The sequence below is a fragment of the Kribbella sp. NPDC002412 genome, from assembly GCF_053592935.1.
The window spans coordinates 65946-86082 of sequence record NZ_JBSFBL010000041.1; the positions used below are offsets into that span (position 1 = coordinate 65946).

General features: G+C 69.5%; 17 protein-coding genes. 1 reads left to right on the top strand and 16 read right to left on the bottom strand.

What is annotated here, in order from left to right:
- Positions 1-113 precede the first annotated feature (113 nt).
- From ACWCOV_RS28860 to ACWCOV_RS28905, 10 genes are all read right to left on the bottom strand, one after another.
- Positions 114-971 (bottom strand): ATP-binding cassette domain-containing protein, encoded by an 858-nt coding sequence (locus ACWCOV_RS28860; protein ID WP_449832456.1) that lies wholly within the window; start codon positions 969-971, stop codon positions 114-116.
- Positions 968-2011, bottom strand: coding sequence for an ABC transporter permease (locus ACWCOV_RS28865; protein WP_449832457.1), 1044 nt, complete (start codon positions 2009-2011; stop codon positions 968-970). Before ACWCOV_RS28865 ends, ACWCOV_RS28860 begins: the two co-directional genes overlap by 4 nt.
- A gap of 9 nt (positions 2012-2020) precedes the next feature.
- Positions 2021-3016 (bottom strand): sugar ABC transporter substrate-binding protein, encoded by a 996-nt coding sequence (locus ACWCOV_RS28870; protein WP_449832458.1) that lies wholly within the window; start codon positions 3014-3016, stop codon positions 2021-2023.
- Between the two features lie 82 nt (positions 3017-3098).
- On the bottom strand, positions 3099-3995 hold the full coding sequence (locus ACWCOV_RS28875; RefSeq protein ID WP_449832459.1) for a TIM barrel protein: 897 nt from the start codon (positions 3993-3995) through the stop codon (positions 3099-3101).
- Positions 3995-5908, bottom strand: a complete 1914-nt coding sequence (gene iolD / locus ACWCOV_RS28880; protein ID WP_449832460.1) for a 3D-(3,5/4)-trihydroxycyclohexane-1,2-dione acylhydrolase (decyclizing) — start codon at positions 5906-5908, stop codon at positions 3995-3997. Before iolD ends, ACWCOV_RS28875 begins: the two co-directional genes overlap by 1 nt.
- 246 nt (positions 5909-6154) lie before the next feature.
- Positions 6155-7048 (bottom strand): 5-deoxy-glucuronate isomerase, encoded by an 894-nt coding sequence (gene iolB / locus ACWCOV_RS28885; protein ID WP_449832461.1) that lies wholly within the window; start codon positions 7046-7048, stop codon positions 6155-6157.
- Positions 7045-8007, bottom strand: a complete 963-nt coding sequence (locus ACWCOV_RS28890; RefSeq protein WP_449832462.1) for a Cgl0159 family (beta/alpha)8-fold protein — start codon at positions 8005-8007, stop codon at positions 7045-7047. The genes iolB and ACWCOV_RS28890 overlap by 4 nt, the downstream gene beginning before the upstream one ends.
- Positions 8004-8984 (bottom strand): 5-dehydro-2-deoxygluconokinase, encoded by a 981-nt coding sequence (gene iolC / locus ACWCOV_RS28895; protein WP_449832463.1) that lies wholly within the window; start codon positions 8982-8984, stop codon positions 8004-8006. The genes ACWCOV_RS28890 and iolC overlap by 4 nt, the downstream gene beginning before the upstream one ends.
- The gene (locus ACWCOV_RS28900) at positions 8981-9865 is read right to left on the bottom strand and encodes a sugar phosphate isomerase/epimerase family protein (protein WP_449832464.1); all 885 of its coding nucleotides are present in this window, start codon (positions 9863-9865) and stop codon (positions 8981-8983) included. The genes iolC and ACWCOV_RS28900 overlap by 4 nt, the downstream gene beginning before the upstream one ends.
- Positions 9866-9894: 29 nt before the next feature.
- Positions 9895-10881 carry a Gfo/Idh/MocA family protein gene (locus ACWCOV_RS28905; RefSeq protein WP_449832465.1) on the bottom strand — a complete coding sequence of 329 codons (987 nt, stop codon included), beginning with the start codon at positions 10879-10881 and terminating at the stop codon, positions 9895-9897.
- 172 nt (positions 10882-11053) lie between these two features.
- On the opposite strand from ACWCOV_RS28905, the gene ACWCOV_RS28910 reads away from it, so the two are divergent.
- Positions 11054-11794 (top strand): GntR family transcriptional regulator, encoded by a 741-nt coding sequence (locus tag ACWCOV_RS28910; protein WP_449832466.1) that lies wholly within the window; start codon positions 11054-11056, stop codon positions 11792-11794.
- On the opposite strand, the gene ACWCOV_RS28915 is transcribed toward ACWCOV_RS28910, so the two are convergent.
- The 6 genes from ACWCOV_RS28915 to ACWCOV_RS28940 all read right to left on the bottom strand — a co-directional run.
- Positions 11783-12457, bottom strand: a complete 675-nt coding sequence (locus ACWCOV_RS28915; protein WP_449832467.1) for an IMP cyclohydrolase — start codon at positions 12455-12457, stop codon at positions 11783-11785. The two genes, ACWCOV_RS28910 and ACWCOV_RS28915, sit on opposite strands and share 12 nt — an antisense overlap.
- Before the next feature lie 37 nt (positions 12458-12494).
- A complete protein-coding gene (locus ACWCOV_RS28920; RefSeq protein WP_449832468.1) occupies positions 12495-17360 on the bottom strand; it encodes an NAD-glutamate dehydrogenase in 4866 nt (1621 codons plus the stop codon).
- Positions 17361-17487: 127 nt separating this feature from the next.
- The gene (locus tag ACWCOV_RS28925) at positions 17488-17697 is read right to left on the bottom strand and encodes a ferredoxin (RefSeq protein ID WP_449832469.1); all 210 of its coding nucleotides are present in this window, start codon (positions 17695-17697) and stop codon (positions 17488-17490) included.
- A complete protein-coding gene (locus tag ACWCOV_RS28930) occupies positions 17694-18914 on the bottom strand; it encodes an NADH-ubiquinone oxidoreductase-F iron-sulfur binding region domain-containing protein (RefSeq protein WP_449832470.1) in 1221 nt (406 codons plus the stop codon). Before ACWCOV_RS28930 ends, ACWCOV_RS28925 begins: the two co-directional genes overlap by 4 nt.
- Complete coding sequence (locus ACWCOV_RS28935) at positions 18911-19483, bottom strand: hypothetical protein (RefSeq protein ID WP_449832471.1); 573 nt, start codon at positions 19481-19483, stop codon at positions 18911-18913. The genes ACWCOV_RS28930 and ACWCOV_RS28935 overlap by 4 nt, the downstream gene beginning before the upstream one ends.
- Positions 19483-20137, bottom strand: a 655-nt coding sequence (locus ACWCOV_RS28940) for an FAD:protein FMN transferase (RefSeq protein WP_449832472.1), incomplete at its 5' end; no start/stop codon positions are given. The genes ACWCOV_RS28935 and ACWCOV_RS28940, both read right to left, overlap by 1 nt.

Here is a 20137-nt window from a genome sequence, read left to right on the forward strand (position 1 = left end):
CGCATCCGACGAGCTGCCGTGGTTCCCGCTGTACGGCGATCGCTTGTGCCTCCCGCCGTGCGGCGGGACGCAAGGGCCGGGGCCTTGGCGCCGACCCTGCGTCGTCCGCGTGCTCAGATTCCTCCCGGCCGGTCGTGGGGTTCGGCGACGAGCTCGGGGTCGACACCACGGAGCTCGTGGCTGAGGGCCTCCAGCTCCGAACCACCGGCCATCTCGTTGGTCAGCTGCGCCAGCGTGATGTCGGCCCGGTGCGTGTCGAGCGCGACCCGGCCCAGCTTCAGCACCACGAAGTGGTTGCCCACCAGGTAGGCGTGGTGCGGATTGTGGGTGATGAACACGACGCCCAGCCCGGCGTCGCGGGCCTTGACGATGTACTTCAGCACCACCCCGGACTGCTTCACGCCGAGCGCGGCGGTCGGCTCGTCCAGGATCAGCACCTTGGCGCCGAAGTAGATCGCCCGGGCGATCGCGATGCACTGGCGCTGGCCGCCGGACAGCATGCCGACCGGCTGTTCCAGGTTGGGGATCGAGATCCCCATCTTGGTCAGCTCCTCGTCGGCGATCCGCTTCATCTTGCGGTCGTCGAGCCGGCCGAACGGGCGCTTCGTGATCTCGTTGCCGAGGAAGAAGTTCCGCCAGACCGACATCAGCGGGGCCAGTGCCAGGTCCTGGTAGACCGTGGCGATCCCGCTGTCCAGCGACTCGCGCGGCGAGCTGAACCGGCGCTCCTCGCCGTTCACCGACAGAGTCCCGTCGGTGTGCTCGTGCAGGCCGGCGATGATCTTGATCAGCGTCGACTTGCCCGCGCCGTTGTCGCCCAGCACACAGGTGATCTCACCCTGCCGGACCGACAGCGAGACCCCGCGCAACGCGTGCACGTTGCCGTAGCTCTTGCCGACGTCCTCCAGTTGCACCACCGGTGTGGTCGGGCTGGTCGCGGCCTCTTCCGCGAACTTGTCGGTGGTGGTCATCGCAGGTCCGCCCTTCTCTTCACGACCAGGTTCACGATCGTTGCGAGGAGCAACATCACGCCCAGGAACGCCTTGAACCAGTCCGCGTTCCACCCGGCGTACACGACACCGAGCTGGGTCATGGCGAAGATCAGCGCACCGATCGCCGACCCGACCACGGACCCGTAGCCGCCGGTCAGCAGGCAGCCACCGACCACCGCCGCGATGATGTAGATGAACTCCTTGCCGACTCCCTCACCGGACTGCACGCTGCTCTGGGTGAAGAGCAGGTGCATTCCGGAGAACCACGCGAAGAAGCCGACGGTCATGAACAGTCCGATCTTGACCCGCTTCACCGGCACACCGACGGCCCGGGCCGCGGCCGCGTCACCGCCGACGGCGAAGATCCAGTTGCCGATCTTCGTCTTCAGCAGCACCCAGCTGCCGGCGACCACGAACAGGATCCACCAGACGACGAGGATCTTGATGTTGACCGAGCCGATCGAGAACTCGGACGCGAACACCGCCTTCGCCGACTCGAACCCGTCCATGTCGCTGATCGAGTTCGACGAGACCTGGCCGGACAGCAGCCGGGTGATCGCGAGGTTCAGGCCCTGCAGGATGAAGAACGTCCCCAGCGTGACCAGGAAGCTCGGCAGGCCGGTCCGCATCAGCAGCCAGCCGTTGAAGGCACCGACGGCGAGCGCCGCCAGCATCGCGACCAGCACGCCGACCCAGACGTTGACGCTGAACTGGTAGGCGAACAGCCCCGCGAACAGCCCGGAGGTTGTCACCGCGACACCGGCGGACAGGTCGAACTCGCCACCGATCATCAGCAGTGCCACCGGTACGGCCATGACGCCGATCAGCGCGGCCTGGTAGAGGACCGTCCCGATGTTGGCCGGGCTTCGGAACGGCTCGGCCACGATCAGGAAGAAGACCAGGATGACCGCGGCGCCGACCAGCGATCCGACCTCGGGCCGGCTGAGCAGCCGGGCTGCGAGCGAGCGGCGCGAGACCCGGTCGTCAACCGACGTCGGCGCCGTCAGTGTGGAAGCCATGACCGGTCCTCAGCGCGTCCCGGCGGCGGCGAACTTCTCGACCGAGGCCACGTTGTCCTTGTCGATGAACGCCGGGCCGGTCAGGGTGGCCTGCCCACCGCCGATGGTGTTGCCGTTGGTCTTGTAGAGCCACAGGCTGTCCACAGCGAGGTAGCCCTGCAGGTACGGCTGCTGGTCGACGGCCCACTGCACCGAGCCGTCCTTGATCGCGCCGACCAGATCCTTGTTGGTGTCGAAGGTGCCGATCTTGGCACTCGATCCCGAGTCCTTGACCGACTGCACCGCTGCCATCGCGAACGGAGCGCCCAGGGTGACGACGTAGTCGATGCTCTTGTCCTGCTGCAGCTTCGACGTCATGGTCGTGGTGCTACCCGGCATGTCCGTGCCGGTGATGTAGATCTTCTCGGAGTTCGGGAACCTGTCCTTCACACCCTGGCACCGGGCCTCCAGCCCGACGTGGCCCTGCTCCTGGATGACGCAGACCGCCTTCTTCGCCCCGAGCTGGGTCAGCTTCTCGCCGGCCGCCTGGCCCGCGATCCGCTCGTCCTGGCCGAAGTAGCCGAGCGCGCCGGTCTGCTTCCAGGCCTCGATACCGCCGTTCAGCGCCACCACCGGAATGCCGCCGTCCGCCGCCTTCTTCACGTTCGCCTGCATCGCGTCGGCCTTCGCCAGGGTGACGGCGATCCCGTCCACCTTCGAGTCGATCGCGGTCTGCACCAGGTTGGCCTGGTCGGCCCCCTCGGGCGCGGCGGAGTACTGCAGTTCGACGTTGTCCTTCTTCGCCGCGGCCTCGGCACCTCTGCGGACCAGGTCCCAGAAGGTGTCACCAGGCGCCGCGTGCGTGATGAACGCGACCTTCATCCGTGGCGTGTCCGCCACGTTGCCCCCCGAGCCGCCGGAGCTCTGCTCCTCCTGCTTGCCGCCGGACGAGCTGCAGGCGACCAGCGCCGCGACCAGCACGAACGCAGCCCCCACCGCCGCCGACTTCTTCTGCCACCGAACCATGACTACAACCAGCCTTTCAGACGATCCGCGGGATTACTCCGCGGTGTTGCGTGGGACCAGAGAGTGCACACTCTGCTGGCCGTCAGATCGATACGCCACCCCCGTGGGATCTCAGATAAGTCAACGTCCGCTCCGCGATCGGCAGCGGGACGTCGGGCGGACAGGGATACATGTCCTGTTCGACGATCGCGAACAGGTCCACCTCAAGTCCCGCCAGCGCGTCCAGCAGTGGCGGGAACTCGGGGATGCCGTTGGGCGGCTCGCACATCACGCCGCGCTTGACCGCCTCGCCGAAGCCGACCCCGTCGGCCTCGACGGCGGCCAGGATCGCCGGGTCGACCTGCTTGAGGTGCACGTAGCCGATCCGGTCCGGGTGGTCCTGGATCAGCTTGAGGTTGTCGCCGCCGCAGTAGCTGATGTGACCGGTGTCGAGGCACAGGTTCACGAACGCGCCGTCGGTGTCCTCGAGAAAGGCCTCGACGGTGTCGTGGGTGTCCACGTGGCCGTCCGCGTGCGGGTGGTACTGCGTCTTCAGCCCGTACTCCTCGGCGAGCCGGCGACCGAGCTCGGTGACCTGCCGGCCGTGCTCGGCCTGGCCCGCGCGGTCGAGCCGGGGCTCGGTGATCTCGCCGGTGCCTCCGTCCCGCCACATCGACGGGATGACGACCAGGTGCTTGGCGCCCATCGCCGCGGTCAGTTCGGCGGTCCTGGCCACGTCACGCCAGGTCGACTCCCACGAACCCGGCCGGTGCAGGTGCTCGAACGTCGTACCGGCGGTCATCGTCAGGCCGCGCTTGTCCAGCTCTTCCTTCAGCCTGGCAGGGTCGGTCGGCAGGTAGCCGTACGGACCAAGCTCGATCCGGGTGTAACCCGCCGCCGCGACCTCGTCGAGGAACCTCTCCCAGGGGGTCTGCTGCGGGTCGTCCGCGAACCAGACACCCCACGAGTCGGGCGCGCTGCCGACCTTCACCGTGCCCATCAGCGATCCCCCTCGGTGGGAGCCAGATACGGGCGCTGGCCCTTCTTGGACTCCTCGTACGACGCCGCCGCGGCCTGCGTGGAGTCGAGAGCGGACACCTGGCTGACCGGGACGTCCCACCAGGACTCGCTGTCCGGGGCGCCGATCAGCGGATCCGTGCTGACGTGGATCGCGATCGGGCCGTCCGCCGCCTTCGCCGTGAAGATCGCCTTCTCCAGCTCGGCGCGGTCGTGCACCTCGATCACGTCGACGCCGAGGCTGCGGACATTCGCAGCCAGGTCGACCGGCAGGTAGTCGCCGTCGAGGCGTCCGTCACCGCTGCGGCGCCGGTACGCCGTCCCGAACCGCTGGGAACCCAGCGACTCCGACAACGCGCCGATCGACGCGAAACCGTGGTTCTGGACCAGGACGACGACGACCTTCACGTTCTCCTGGACCGCGGTGACGAGCTCGGTCGACATCATCAGGTACGACCCGTCGCCGACCATGACGAACACGTCCCGGTCGGGCGCGCCGAGCCGGACGCCGATCCCGCCGGCGATCTCGTATCCCATGCAGGAGTAGCCATACTCGACGTGGTATCCCTTCGGGTCGCGCGTCCGCCACAGCTTGTGGAGGTCACCCGGCATCGAACCGGCTGCGCACACCACCACATCAGACGGCGCCGACAATTCGTTCACCGCGCCGAGCACTTCGCCCTGTGTCAGCAGGCCTTCGGCGAGTTTCGCGGTCACCTCGGCCGGCGGGTTGTAGGTGTTTTCCACAATCGCGTCCCACTGGGTTGCGAGCATGGCCGTCAACGATCTGTACTGGTCACTCACAGACCAGTCACCGAGCGCGGATCTCAACGAAACAAGGGCTTCCCGGGCATCCGCGACGAGAGGAAGGCCGGCATGCTTGCCACCGTCGAAACGCGCCACGTTGATGTTCACGAACCGCACGTCCGGGTTCTGGAAGGCGGTCCGCGAGGCCGTCGTGAAGTCGCTGTACCGGGTGCCGATGCCGATCACGACGTCGGCGTCGCGCGCGAGGGTGTTGGCCGCCGTGGTCCCGGTCGAGCCGACCGCGCCGACCGCCTGCGGGTGATCGTAGCGCAGGGATCCCTTGCCTGCCTGAGATTCCGCGACCGGGATGCCGGTCGCCTCGGCGAACTCGCGGAGCGCCTCCTCGGCGCCGGAGTAGTGCACACCGCCACCGGCGACGATGAGCGGCCGCTGCGCGGACCGTAGGAGATCTACCGCCTTGTCGACAATTGATGCTTCCGGCAACGGCCGTGCGACGTACCAGGTGCGCTCAGCGAACAGCTCCTCGGGCCAGTCGTAGGCCTCGGCCTGGACGTCCTGCGGCAAGGCCAGCGTCACGGCGCCGGTCTCGACCGGGTCGGTGAGCACGCGCATGGCGTTGAGCAGCGCCGACGGCAGTTGCTCGGGGCGCCAGATCCGGTCGAAGTACTTCGACACCGGGCGGAACGCGTCGTTGACGGAGACGTCGCCGGCACCGAAGCTCTCCAGCTCCTGCAGCACGGGGGTCGCCACCCGGGTTGCGAACACGTCCGAAGGGAGGAGCAGAACAGGAAGGCGGTTGATCGTCGCCAGGGCCGCGCCGGTCACCATGTTGGTCGAGCCCGGGCCGATGCTTGCCGTGCAGGCGTAGGTCTGGAGCCGGTCACGGGTGCGGGCGAAGGCGGACGCGGTGTGCACCATGGCCTGCTCGTTGCGGGCCAGGATGTAGGGCAGCGCCGTCGGGTCCTCGAGCTCGGCCTGCAGCAGCGCCTGACCGACGCCGGCCACGTTGCCGTGCCCGAAGATGCCCAGGCACCCGGCGAACAACCGCTGCCGCCGACCGTCGCGCTCCGAGTACTGGACGCTCAGGAACCGCACCAACGCCTGCGCAACCGTGAGACGAACCGTCATCGCCGTCCTCCTCCACACACCATCAACCGACAGAAGACAAAGTCAAAAGCTGAAAAGCACCCACCCCTCGCTCCGCTCGGGGCGGGGAGGTTGAACCGAGCAGCCCAGAGCCGTCCGTTCCCTACTCCGGTTGGGGCGGGGAGGGCGAGCTGAGCCGTTGGTTCAGTCATGGCTTGTCCCGAAGAGCACCCACCGCTCACTCCGCTCGGTGCGGGGAGGTTGGGCCACCTTGTTCCACCCGACCGTTCAGTCATGGTTTGTCCCGAAGGGGAGGCGGGGGTCGATGCGCTGGGTGGGCCAGAGGTCGCGGACCCAGCCGTGGCGGGGGTCGTCGCTGATCAGCCACGCGCGCTCGGTCCCCGGGCCGGCCATCACGTTCAGGTAGTACATGTCGTAACCAGGAGGCGCCATCGCAGGACCATGCCACCCATGAGGCACGAGCACCAGATCCCCGCTGCGGACTTCCGCGAGGACGTCGATCGGGCGGTCCTCGGTGCCATACACCCGCTGGTACCCGATCGGGTCGTTGCCCTTGACCCCTTCCGGGGCGTCCTCGGACAGCTGCAGCTCGAAGTAGTAGATCTCCTCTAGCTCGCTCTCCTCGCCCGGCTTGTGCTCGTCGTGCTTGTGCGGCGGGTACGACGACCAGTTGCCGGCCGGCGTGAGCACCTCGCAGGCGATGATCGAGTCGGCGTCGAGGACGGCCGGAGTGCCGAAGTTCCGCACCTGGCGGGACGCGACACCCGCGCCGCGTAGCTCGGTCTCGACCTGCTCGACACCGATCCGCCGGAACGGGTAGTCGCTGGCCGCCTTGGCGTGCGGAAACGCGATGCGCGCACCACCGGCGCTGACGACGGCGATCGTCGTACCGCGGGGAACGTAGGCGAGGTCGGTCGGGCCGGCGAAGACGTCGGCGCGGCCGCCGAGCGGGACGGTCTCGCCGTCCACGATCACCTCGGCCGATCCGCTCAACGGCAGGACCAGGTACTCGCAGTCGCCGGTATCGATCTGGACGGATTGGCCCGGGAGCAACGTGCGGATCGACAGGCCGGTGTGGTGCCAGTCCTGTTCACCCGGTCGCACGACCACCTCGAAGCCGTCGCGTGCCGTCGTACCGGCCGGCCTGAACCACTCTGTCATGCGGCACCTCCGTGGACGAGTGCGGCGGCCCGGTCGACGGCGGCGGCCACATCACCGCCGGGCGGGAACAGCAGTGCCCGGCCGACGACAAGACCACGAACGGAAGGAAGGCTGAGCGCCTTGCCCCACGATGCGTACGTTTCTTCGGGAGAAGTGGTGGGATCGCCACCGAGCAGCAGCGTCGGCAGCGTCGTCGCTTCCATCACCCGCTCCAGGTCGTCCACGACCGGCAGCTTGAGCCAGGTGTACGCGCTGGTGGCGCCGAGCCCGGCGGCGATGTGGATCGACTTGATCACCGAGTCCGGGTCGAGCAGGTTCGTCACCCGGCCGTCGGTACGCGTCGACCAGAACGGCTCGACCATCGCCATCAGCTTGTGCTCGGCCAGTCCGGTGACCGCGGCCGCGCTGCTCTCCAGCGTGGCGACCGTGCCCGGGTCGGCCAGGTCGATCCGGGTCAGCATCTTGCCGCCGTCCAGCCGGCGAGCGGCGATCTCCTCGGCCGTCCGGTACGCCGTGAACCGGTCGTCCAACTCGAACGCGGCGCCCTGCAGACCACCGCGGTTCATCGAGCCGATGACGACCTTGCCCTCGAGCGCGCCGAGCAGCAGCAGGTCTTCGAGTACGTCGGGAGTCGCGAGCACACCGTCGACCCCCGGACGCTCCAGCGCGGTCATCAGCCGGTCGATCAAGTCCGGCCGGCTGGCCATCGCCATCCGGTCACCGCGGACGCCGAGCGCACCCCGCGCGGGGTGGTCGGCCGCGACGATCAGGAGGCGTCCGTCGGCGCCGACCAGCTCACGGCGGCGACGCTGCTGCCAGGCCTCCGTGATCCGCTCCGGATGCCGCACCCGCAGTTCGGTCAACTGGTCGAGTCGCCGTACCGGTCGGCCGGCACCGCGGGCTTCCGGTTTGCCGGCGACGGTCGGTGTGAGGGTCTGCTGCGTGCCTGGGTCGCTCATGCTTTCTCACCCAGCAAACTCAGGACCTCGGTCTCCGTCGGCATCGCGGTCGAGCACTCGAGCCGGGAGGCGACGATCGCGCCGGCCGTGTTGGCGAACCGGATCACCTTCTCCAGCGGCCAGCCCGCGAGCAGGCCGTGGCAGAGCGCGCCGCCGAAGCCGTCGCCGGCGCCGAGGCCGTTCACCACCTCGACCGGGAACGGCGGCACCTCGACCCGCTCGTCACGGGTGCGGGCCAGCGTTCCCTTCGGGCCCTGCTTGACGATCGCCAGGTCGAGGCCGCGGTCCAACAGCGCCTGGGCGGCCTTGTCCGGGTCGGTCTCGCCGACCGCCACCTCACACTCCTCACGGTTGCCGACGGCAACCGTGCAGTGCTCGAGCGCGCGGCTGACCTGGTCGTGCGCCTCACTCGGGTCGGCCCAGAACATCGGCCGGTAGTCGAGGTCGAGCACGGTCAGCGGGCGGCGTTCGCGCGCCTCCCAGGCGACGAAGTGCGCCGAGCGGCTGGGCTCGGCGGACAGTCCGGTGACGGTGGACCAGTAGATGCTCGCGTCCCGGATCGCGGTCAGGTCCAGCTCGGACGGGAAGATCTCGAGGTCCGGCGCCTTGGGGAACCGGTAGAAGTACAGCGGGAAGTTGTCCGGCGGGAAGATCTCGCAGAAGGTGATCGGCGTCGGCAGGTAGTCGACCGGGGTCACGTACCGGTCGTCGACGCCGAGCTCGCGCAGCGTGCGGTGGATGAAGGTGCCGAACGGGTCGTTGCCGGTCCGGCTGATCACCGCCGAGCGCCGACCGTGCCGGGCGGCCGCGACCGCCACGTTCGTCGCGCTGCCACCCAGGAACTTGCCGAAGCTCTCGACGTCCTCCAGGTGCGTCCCGACCTGCAACGGATACAGGTCCACCCCGATCCGCCCGATGGTCAGAACCTCGTCGGGGAGGTTCGCGGAGGCGTCCTGGGGCTCAGCTGCCTGGCTCATGAGAGGTTCTCCGCGATGGTGTGCAGGTGGGTGATGCTGGCGCGGACGTCGGTGAGCGGGCCGTCGCCGGTGGGGCGGGACCCGAGGATGGTGTCCTGCTCGAGGACGTACCAGCCGCGGTAGCCGGCGTTCTCCAGGGTGGCGACGATCGTGGCCAGGTCGATGTCGCCGGCGCCCAGCGGGCGGTACATGCCCTGGCGCACGGCGTCGGTGTAGCTGACCTCACCGGCCTGGACCTTCGCGGCCCATGCCGCGTCGACGTCCTTGAGGTGCGTGTGCTTGATCCGCGCGGCGTGCTCGACCGTCAGCGCGACCGGGTCGACACCACCGATCAGCAGGTGACCTGTGTCGAGGGTGAGGCCGATCGACGACCCACGCAGTACCCGCTCGACATCGTCGGCGTTCTCGACCATGGTGCCGACGTGCGGGTGGATGGTCGCCAGCACACCGCGCTCGGCTGCCAGCGCGGACAGCTTGTCGAGGTTGCCGAGCAGCGTGCTCCAGCCGGTCTCGTCGAGCACCGGGCGGTCGTCGTACCCGTCCTGCCCGGTCGCCGCCGCGAGAACGAGCGTGGTCGCGCCGGCTGCGACGAAGCCTTCGAGCGCGGTGGCGACCTCGGGCCCGGGGTCGTGCGCCGGGTCGTGCAGTACGACGGGCACGAACCCGCCGACCGCGCGGAGTCCGACATCGGCCAGTGTCTTCGCCTTCTCCGCCGGGTCGACCGGCAGGAAGCCGTCCGGCCCGAACTCGGTCGCCGCGATGCCGACGTCGCGCATCTCGGCGAGCACTGTCTCCGGGTCGTACTGCCAGCCCCAGCCGGGGACTTCGCAGACACCCCAGGAGATCGGGGCGCCGGCGATCCGGAGTGCAAGGTCAGTCATCGGGCCGATCTCCTCTGTTCTCGAAGGCTTCACAGCTGGACGAGGCGGTGCTCGCGGCGGGACAGTTCGCAGGCGTCGGCGATCCGGAAGGCCTGGTAGGCGTCCCGGACCGTGCACGGGACCTCGCGGGTCCCGGCCGCGACCTCGGTGAACGCGGTCAGCTCGGCGACGTACGCCGGGCGGAACCGGTCCATGAAGGTGGCGTGCGGCGGGCCGCCGGGGAAGGTCACCCCGGCCTCGGCCGACCGCAGCGCGGTGTGCTCGTCCAGGCCGACCGCGAGCGAGCCGAGGCTGCCGAGGATCTCCATCCGGACGTCGTGCCCGGCCGCGTTGTACCGGGTGCCGCTGACGGAGACGAACGTGTTGTCGTCGAGGGTGAGCAACGCGGCCGCCGCGTCGACGTCGCCGTACTCGCCGAAGAAGGACTCGCCGCGGTTCGCGCCGGTGGCGAACACGCTGACCACCTCGCGGCCGGTGACGAACCGGAGGATGTCGAAGTCGTGCACGGTGCAGTCGCGGAAGAACCCGCCGCTGGTCGGGATGTACTCCGCCGGCGGCGGGAACGCGTCGTTCGTGTTGGCCCGGATGTGGTGAACGAACCCGAGCTCGCCGGCCCGGACCGCGGCCGCGGCCGCCTGGTAGCCGGCGTCGAAGCGGCGCTGGAAACCGATGTGCACCGGTACGTCGGCGGCCTCGACCAGCTCGACTACGCGGAGGGTCTCGTCCAGGTCGATCGCGACCGGCTTCTCGCAGAAGGTCGGGATCCCGGCCGCGACTCCGGCCGCGATCAGGTCCGCGTGCGCCGAGGTAGCGGCCGCGATCACGAACCCGTCCAGCCGGCTCGCCAGCAACGCGTCCACGTCCGGCGCGTACTCCAGCCCGAGGTCCTTGGCGACGAGCTCGGCCCGGCTCGGGTCGGCATCCGCGACCACCACCTGGTCCACCGCCGGCAACCCCTTCAAGGTTGCGGCGTGGAACGCCCCGATCCGCCCGACCCCGACCAACCCGATCCGCATCCGCGCAGCCCTCTCCTCGACACCTGAATGGTCCACCCCACAGGCGCGCCGGGTCCTGCCGGACGGCGCGCTGGTTGACCGCCAGCTTTCCGGCCCATGCAAGACGTGTCAATACTTTGTTAACACATTTTCACGTAGAGACATACATACCTTCGTGTTGTAACATCCCGCCATGACCGCCGCCCTGCCGATTCAGCTCGATCGGTCGAGCCCGGTGCCGCTGTACCACCAGCTCGCCGAGCAGCTGACCGCTGCCATCACCGAGGGCCGGCTGCGCCCCGGCGACCCGTTCGAGAACGAGATCGGCATGTCCGACCGGCTCAACCTGTCCCGGCCGACCGTCCGCCGGGCCATCTCCGAGCTGGTCAACCAGGGCCTGCTGGTCCGCCGCCGCGGCATCGGCACCACGGTCGCGAACCAGATGGTGCACCGCAAGGCCGAGCTGACCAGCCTGTACGACGACCTCGAACGCGAGGGCCGCACACCACGCACCGAGGTGCTCTCCCTCGACTGCGAGGCGCAGGACGACCGCGCCGCCGCCGTCCTCGAGCTCCCGCCCGGGACCCCGCTGGTGGCCATCGTCCGGCTCCGGTACGCCGACGACATCCCGCTCGCGATCATGCGCAACTGGTTGCCGCCGACCCTCAACGACCTCACCCTGGAGCAGCTCACCGGCTCCGGCCTGTACGCCGTGCTCCGGGCTCGCGGGATCCGCCCGACGGTCGCCCGGCAGCGGATCGGCGCCCGGAACGCGACCGCCGAGGAACGCCGTACCCTGCACATGTCCAAGGCCGAGCCGCTGGTCACCATGACCCGGTCCGCGTACGCGGCCGACGGCAGACCGGTCGAGTTCGGCGACCACTGCTACCGCGCCGACCAGTACTCGGTCGACGTGATCGTGTCAGAACGCTAGGACCGCGGGCTCGAAGTTCGCAGCATCCAGCGGTACGACGAAGAGGCCGACCCGCAACGACGGGTCGAGCACATCCCAGACGCCGGCGACCGAACGCCAGGAATCCTTGCAGGACACGATTTCCGGGACGCCGTCCGCGACCGGAGCAGTCGTGTTCCCACCGTAGGTCTTGACCGTGACGGCCGTTGCCGCTGGCAACTGAGCGAGATACAGCGACGGGTGCTGCACCAGGTCCACGGCGCCGGGAACCGCGCGGGCGGAGCCGACGACGACCCCGGTCCCGTCGGTCGCGGCGGTGGCGAAGATCCGCGGCGTACGGATCGGCGGATCCGGCTCGTAGGCGTGCTCGCGGAGCGCCAACTGCAGGTCGGTCCCCGCTCGCCGGGCCGCCGCGAGGTCGCTGACCTGGCTCCCGTTGCCGACCACCACCCAGTCGGCGGCCCGGACGGCGGCGGTGTAGTGCCGCAGGTCGTCGCGCGGGCCACCGGAGACGTCCTCGACCACGATCTCCCACTCGCCGACCACGAGCCGCCGCCGCTTCGACGCCGGACTCCGTCCGGTCAGCCAGTACGCCACGAACGGCACCCCGCCGTCGTCGCGCCCGATCACCAGCCCGCGGCCCGGATACTCGACCGCCCCAGCAGCATCCTCGAGTGACCTCACCCCGCGAGCCTATCGACGGCTCGCGGGGGGTGATCACTCAGGCCTGGTTCGCGAGGAGGGTGCGGACCAGGCGGAGACCTACGGACAGGTGGGCCAGCTCGGGGCCTTCGGTTTCGACGATCTCCTCGAGCATGGTGGCGGCGCGGGACAGGGCTGCCTCGTTCTGGTCCTGCCAGGTGATGACACGCTGCTCGGGCTCGGCGGATGCATCGGTGGTCTTCAGGACCTGAGCGGTCAGCCGGGCGTGGACGGCGTGCAGGTCGTCGCGGAGGGCGGCCCGGGCCATCGTCTGCCAGCGGTCGGTGCGGGGCAGGCCGATGATCCGTTCCAGGAAGCGGCCGAGTTGCAGCCGCTCGCCGAGGGCGAAGTGCACCTTCGCCACCTCGAGCAGGTCGAGGTCGCCGTGTGACGCGGTCTCGATGATGCCGAGGCCCGCGTACGCCGGCGGCAGCACCGCGATCCTGGTCGCGAAGTCGGCCGGAACTCCCTTGCTCACCAGGGCTTCCCGGCGCTGCTCGAACAACGCCAGCTCGCGGCCGCGCAGCACCTCGGGCAGCGCGGTGGTGAGCTTGGTGATGCCCGGGCTGAAGAACTCGATCAGCTCCTCGATGTCGACCGGTGGGCGCCGGTTGCTGACCAGCCACCGGGTCGCCCGCTCGACCAGCGTGCGGGTCTCCAGCCGCATGTGGGTCTGGGTCGCGGCGTCTGCCACGTTGTCCAGCTCGGCGTTGCGGGCCAGCAGCTCCGGCTGGGCGAAGATCCGGGACGCGGCCAGGTTCGCCCGGACGACGTCCTCGACCGAGCCGCCGGTCTCCAGCGAGAGCCGGTGGTAGGCCGTGATGCCGGAGGTGTTCACGAACTCGTTCACCACCTGGGTGGTGATGATCTCGCGGCGTAGCTGGTGGTTCTGGATCTGTTCGGCGAACCGCTTCTGCATCGGCTTCGGGAAGTAGCTGGCCAGCTTGTGCGCCAGGAACGGGTCGTCCGGCAGCGACGTCTTCAGCAGCTCGGCCTCGAGCACGATCTTGGTGTAGGCGATCAGCACCGACAGCTCCGGCGACGACAGGCCGCGTCCTTCGGCTTTGCGGCGCTTGAACTCGGCCACGCTCGGCAGGAACTCCAGCTCGCGGTCCAGCAGGCGCTGCTTCTCCAGCCGGCGTACCCAGTCCTGGTGGACGTGCATCAGGGCCGGGGCCTGCGCGGTCGCGTTCGCCAGCGCGATGTTCTGCCGGTAGTTGCTCTTCAGCACCAGGCCGGCCACCTCGTCGGTCATCGACGCGATGATGTCGTTGCGCTGCTTCTCGGTCAGGTCGCCGTCGGCGACCACCGTGTCGAGCAGGATCTTGATGTTCACCTCGTGGTCGGAGGTGTCCACGCCGGCCACGTTGTCGATGAAGTCGGTGTTGATCCGGCCGCCGGTCATCGCGTACTCGATCCGGCCGAGCTGGGTGAAGCCGAGGTTGCCGCCCTCACCGACCGCTCGGGCGCGCAGCTCCGCGCCGTTGATCCGGATCGCGTCGTTCGCCTTGTCGCCGACGTCGCCGTTCGTCTCGGCCGACGACTTCACGTAGGTGCCGATGCCGCCGTTCCAGAACAGGTCGACCGGCGCCTTGAGGATCGCGTTCATCAGCTCGGCCGGGGTCAGTGTGGCCACCGCCCCGTCGATCCCGAGCACGGCGCGGACCTCGGGCGAGACCGGGATCGCCTTGTCCGTGCGCGGGAACACACCGCCGCCGGGCGAGATCAGCGCGGCGTCGTAGTCCGCCCACGACGACCGCGGCAGCTCGAACAGCCGCCGCCGCTCGGCGAACGACTTCGCCGCGTCCGGCGAGGGGTCCAGGAAGATGTGCCGGTGGTCGAATGCCGCGACCAGCCGGATGTGCTCCGACAGCAGCATCCCGTTGCCGAACACGTCACCGGACATGTCGCCGACGCCGACCACGGTGAAGTCCTGGTTCTGGCAGTCGTGGCCGAGCTCGCGGAAGTGCCGCTTGACCGACTCCCACGCGCCGCGCGCGGTGATCCCCATCGCCTTGTGGTCGTACCCGACCGAGCCGCCGGACGCGAACGCGTCGCCGAGCCAGAAGCCGTACTCCTTGGCCACGCCGTTCGCGATGTCCGAGAACGTCGCCGTGCCCTTGTCGGCGGCAACGACCAGGTAGGCGTCGTCACCGTCGTACCGGACCACGTCGCGGGGCGCGACGATCTCGCCGGCGACGATGTTGTCGGTGATGTCGAGCAGCCCGGAGATGAAGGTCTTGTACGACGCGATGCCCTCGGCGAGCCACGCGTCCCGGTCCACCGTCGGGTCCGGCAGCTGCTTGGCGTAGAACCCGCCCTTCGCGCCGACCGGCACGATCACCGAGTTCTTCACCATCTGCGCCTTGACCAGGCCGAGCACCTCGGTCCGGAAGTCCTCGCGCCGGTCCGACCAGCGCAGGCCGCCGCGGGCGACCGCGCCGAAGCGCAGGTGCACACCTTCGACCTGTGGCGAGTACACGAAGATCTCGTACGCCGGCCGCGGCTGCGGCAGGTCCGGGATCGCCTTCGGCTCCAGCTTCAGCGAGATGTACGGCCGCGGCGACCCGTCGGCGATCGCCGGCTGGAAGAAGTTCGTCCGCAGCGTCGCCTTCATGACGGTCAGGTAGGAGCGCAGGATCCGGTCCTCGTCCAGGCTCTGCACGGTGTCCAGCGCGGCCAGGATCTCCTTCTCCAGCTGGGCCGCGTGGCTGAGCCGGTCCGGGTCGTCGGCGGCGCCGCGAGCCGGGTCGAAGCTGGTCTCGAACAGCTGCACCAGCAGGCTCGCCACGTCGACGTGGTTGAGGAAGGTGTTCTCGATGTAGTCCTGGCTGAAGGGCGTGCCGCCCTGCCGGATGTACTTCAGGTACGCGCGCAGGATCGACACCTGCCGCCAGCTGAGGTTGCCGCGCAGCACCAGCGCGTTCAGCTTGTCGGACTCGGCCCTGCCCTCCCAAACCGCCTGGAAGGTGTCGTTGAACAGCTTGCGCAGCTCGTCGCGCTCGTCGGTGTCGGCCGGCACCTTGAGCCCGAAGTCGTAGATGTACGCCGTCGCGCCACCACCCGGCCGGATCTCGTACGGCCGCTCGTCGATCACCTCGACACCCATGTGGGTCAGGTGCGGCAGCACCTGCGACAGCGACAGCGACGAGCCGGTCCGGTAGACCTTGAAGCGGCGCTCGCCCACCCACTCCTCGTCGATCGGGGTGTAGAGCGACATGGCCAGGCCGTTCTCCGGCGGCAGAGCCTCCAGCACGTTGACGTCGTTCACCGCGACGCGCGCGTCGAAGTCCTCCTTGTACGCCTCCGGGAAGGCGTCGGCGTACTTGCGGGCCAGCTGGGCAACCGCGCCGTCGCCGCCCTTGGCGTGCAGAGCGGCGGTGAAGTCGTCCACCCAGGCCCGGGTCGACGCGACCACCATGTGCTCGAGCAGCTCGGCGTCGTAATCGCCGACTGTCTCGCCCTGCTTCATCCGGACGACGAAGTGCACCCGGGCGAGCACGGACTCGGTCACGTAGGCGGCGTAGGTGACGGTCTCGGCGCCGATGGCGTCCTTGAGGATCTGCTGCATCTTCAGCCGGACCGCGGTGGTGTAGCGGTCCCGCGGTAGGTACACCAGGCAGGACAGGTAGCGGTTGTAGACGTCACGCCGTACGAACAGTTTGACGGCGCGCCGCTCCTGCATGTGCAGCACCGACTGCACGATCGGCAGCAGGTCCTCGACCGGGGCCTGCAGCAGCTCGTCGCGCGGGTAGGTCTCCAGTACGTCGAGCAAGCCCTTGCCGCTGTGGCTGTTCGGGTCGAAGCCGGTCATCCGGAACAGCTCCAGCGCCTTGCGGCGCAGCACCGGCACCTGCATGACGCTCTCGGTGTACGCCGTCGACGAGAGCAGACCGATGAACCTGCACTCCGCGACCGGCTCGCCGTTGTCGTCGAACTGCTTGATGCCGACGTAGTCCAGGTACGCCGACCGGTGCACGGTGGACCGTGAGTTCGCCTTGGTCAGGATGAGCAGCTTGCGCTCCTGCGCCTTCGCGCTCACCTCCGGCGGCAGCTTGCCCGAGTTCGGCTTCGGGTCGGCGCGCAGGATGCCCAGGCCGGAGCCGGGCCGGCCGCGGAGGATGCCCTGGGCACCCTCCATGGTGAAGTCGTACTCGCGGTAGCCGAGGAAGGTGAAGTGCTCGTCGGCGAGCCACTCGAGCAGCTCCCGGGCCTCCTCCACCTCGTGCTCGCCCACCGGCAGCCGGTCGGGGTCCAGGCCCTCGGCGATGGAGACGGCCTTCTCGTGCATCTTCGGCCAGTCCTCGACCGCGACCCTGACGTCCTGCAGCACCCGCTGCAGCTCCTCCTCCAGGGCCCGCTGCTCGGCGACGTCGGCGATCCGCTCGATCTCGAGGTGCATCCAGCTCTCCCGGACGAGGTCGTGCTCGTCCGAGGTGGCGGTGTCGTCCAGGACCTCCTGCAGGGTGCCGGCCATGTCCCGCCGGACCACGAACTGCGGGTGCACCAGCAGCTGCAGCTCGAGGTTGTGCTCGTTGATCACCATCGCGGCGCTGTCCACCAGGAACGGCATGTCGTCGACGACGATCTCCACCACGGTCCGGCCGTTCGCGGACCAGCCGTGGTCCTCCGGCGTCGGCGTGAAGACGTGCACCTTCGCCGTACCCTGCGGCCGCGACATCGCGGACTTGTAGTGGTGCTTCGCGGCGCCCAGGCAGTCGGTCGGCTCCCGCTCGGCGACGTCCTCTGAGGCGACGTGCCGGTAGTACCGCTCGAGGAAGGTTTTCAGCCTGGACGGATCGATCGACTTGTCGTGCCCCTGAGTTCCGGCGGCCACCGCCTTGGCGAGCACTTCCGCCTTCTGGACGTCCAGCTTGCTCTGCATTCCCCACCGTCTCCAACGCGTGCCTACGGCGCTGTTCGCACCGGCCGCACGACGTTGTGCGGCTACTCAGAGACTAGTCCACCTTTGTCACTGGTGTGATGTCGGGACGGGCCTGTCCGAAGCCCGATCAATCACGTTCGACAGGTGCGTTCAGACGCAGCGCCAGGGCCGGGCAGGCCAGTACTGCGCGGCGCGCGTACGGCAGCTCACCGGCGGTGATGTCACGGCCCCGGAGGACCGGAAAACCCCACTCGTCGAGGGCCACGTCGTCCGGCAGCAGGGTGGCGCAGAGGCCGTGGCCGTCGCACCGCGTCCAGTCGATCTCCACCCTGTTCACCACGAACCTCCTGGTACCGGCAACACACCCTTGACCTGCCGGCCGCACCCGCCGTCGGCAAGGTGGAGCCGTACGTCCTCGCCGAACGCCTCGAGCGCCGACGCGAGGACCCGCGCCGAGCCGTCGGGGTGGGCGCATGCGCCTCGCCCTGGAACCAGACCGAGGTGCCGCTGAGCGTCGTGCCACCCGGATGGATCGCTCTTGACCAGCCGGTCGAAGTCGTCGACCAGCGACGCGAGCCCGAACACGCACGGACCGCACTGCCCGGCCGACTGGCTGGCAAGCCACTGCGAGACCCGATGCACCTCACCGAGCGGGCAGGTGTGTGTGCCGAGCGCCAGGATGATGCCGGCGGCCACCTCCGGTCGCTTGAGGACCACACCGCCGCCGTGCGGCAGCCAGCGACCGTGGTACCCACCGAGCAGCACCGGACCGGCCTCAGCACCGGCAAACCGCAGCACAGCCTCCAGCGGTACGCCGGTCGGCGTCTCGATCACCCCCGGTCGCCGCACAGCCCCATCGATCGTCAGCAGCTGCGTCCCGGGCTCACTGATCAGTCCGGTGCTGCTGAACCGTTTAGCCCCGAGCCGAACCAGTACGGCGAGCTGGGCGAACGTCTCGACGTTCGACAGGAAGGTAGGACGCTGGTGGTACCCCTTCCGCGTCGGCAACACCCGCCGACCCGGCGGTACGGCGGGACCACCTTCGAGCGCGCTCAGGACCGCGCGAGCCTCGCCGGCGACGAAGCGGCCGGGCGTGTCAGTCACCTCGATCGCCAGACCATCGTTGCGCTCCATCAGCGCCTCGCGAACGGACACGGCAGCTTCCGCGTCATGTGCGGCGATCAGCACGTGCGGGGCGCCCAGTGCGCGGGCCAACCCGGTAGCACCGTCCAGGACCAGGTGCGGAGCGAGTGTGAGGAGCAAGCGGTCCTTGCGGCTCACCGGCTCGCTCTCGGAGCCGTTGACGACGACCGCCTCGATTCCACGAGCCGGGAGGTCGGCCAGCTTGAGTGCGACCGGGAACGCGGCGCCGCCACGTCCTCTGAGCCCGACTGCCTCCGCCAGCTTGGCGTAGTCCTCCCGGGTCAGTTCCGGCTGAGCGCCGTGCGTCGAGAGGTGCCGGTGGCGGTCGGCTCGACCCAGGTCCAGTCCGGCTAGCAACCTCGCGTCGCCGATGACTCGCACGTCGACTCGGGTGGCTTGTAACGACGTCATCGGGTTCTCCCGGCTCGTGCGAGGTTGAGCGGCGTACTGGCGCGTGCTGTCTGGCTGCGGACGCGGTGGGCGCCCGCTGCGACCACTGCCGCCAGACAGCCGATGGTGATGGCGAGCATCCACGGCGTACCGCGGTCCGTACCGGCGAGCAGGGCGTGCCCGATGGACAGCAGCCAGCCGGCCGACGCGGCGATGTGGATCGTGCGCCAGTGCTTGGTGAAGGCTTCGGAGGTGGCCAGCCGTCCGCGGGCGGCTCCGCTGACGGCGGCGAGGACCAGCCCGTAGAGGGCGAGCGTGCCGACTGCCATGGCGAAGGGTCGGTAGCCGGAGCCGAACGGCCACAGCAGGACCGTCGGACTGATGGCGACGTAGCTGTCGGCGATGACGGCGACCACGTGAGCGGTCAGCAGGAGCAGACCGGTTGCTGCAGCCGAGCGATGCACGTACTGCAGCCAGAACCGGCGCTCCGGCTTGCGGCTGCCCGACGTGAGGATGCCGAGCGACGCCGACACCGTGAACATGACTAGCGCGACGACGCCGGCCGCGCGGGCCAGGTACCACAGCGTCATCAGGCCGCCCTGCTCGCCGCTGGCCAGCCCGCCAGCTCGGTGACCTCACCGTCGTCCGCGACCAGCCGGGCCGGGTGGCCGGCCAGCGTCAGCCGGCCAACCGCCGCTTCGCCGGTCGCGACAAGCGCCGTACTGAAGGTGTTCGCGCGTACGGCGGTCGGCGCCCAGACCGATGCGGTCCGCCAGGGGCCGTCGGCGGGCTTGCCGGTCCGCGGGTCGATCAGGTGGTGCGCGGAGCCCTCCGGCGTCTGCCAGCGCCGTACTGTCCGGGTCGAGGTCGTGAGGCCGCCGTGGGCGAGGGTGACCAGGACTCCGGGGTCGCCTGCGCGCTCGGCGACGGTGACGAACCACGGCTCGGCCGGTTCACCGGCGGCACGCAGGTCGCCGCCGATCTCGACCAGCACCGCGCAGCCGTAGCGCTTGCTGAGCACCAGCGCGGCCCGGTCCGCGGTCCACGCCTTGGCGATGGCGCCGAGGTCGAGCGCCGAGTCCGTCGGTACGCCGAGCAGCGCCAGCTTCCGGTTGAGCTGTACCTGCTGCCAGCCGGGGATCGGCTTCGGGTCCACAGGCGGCTGCGGGAAGCGTCGCCGTACTGCCTCGATGTCGGCGTCGTACCCGGCCGCGATCACCGCGCCACCGCGTCGCACGTGTCGA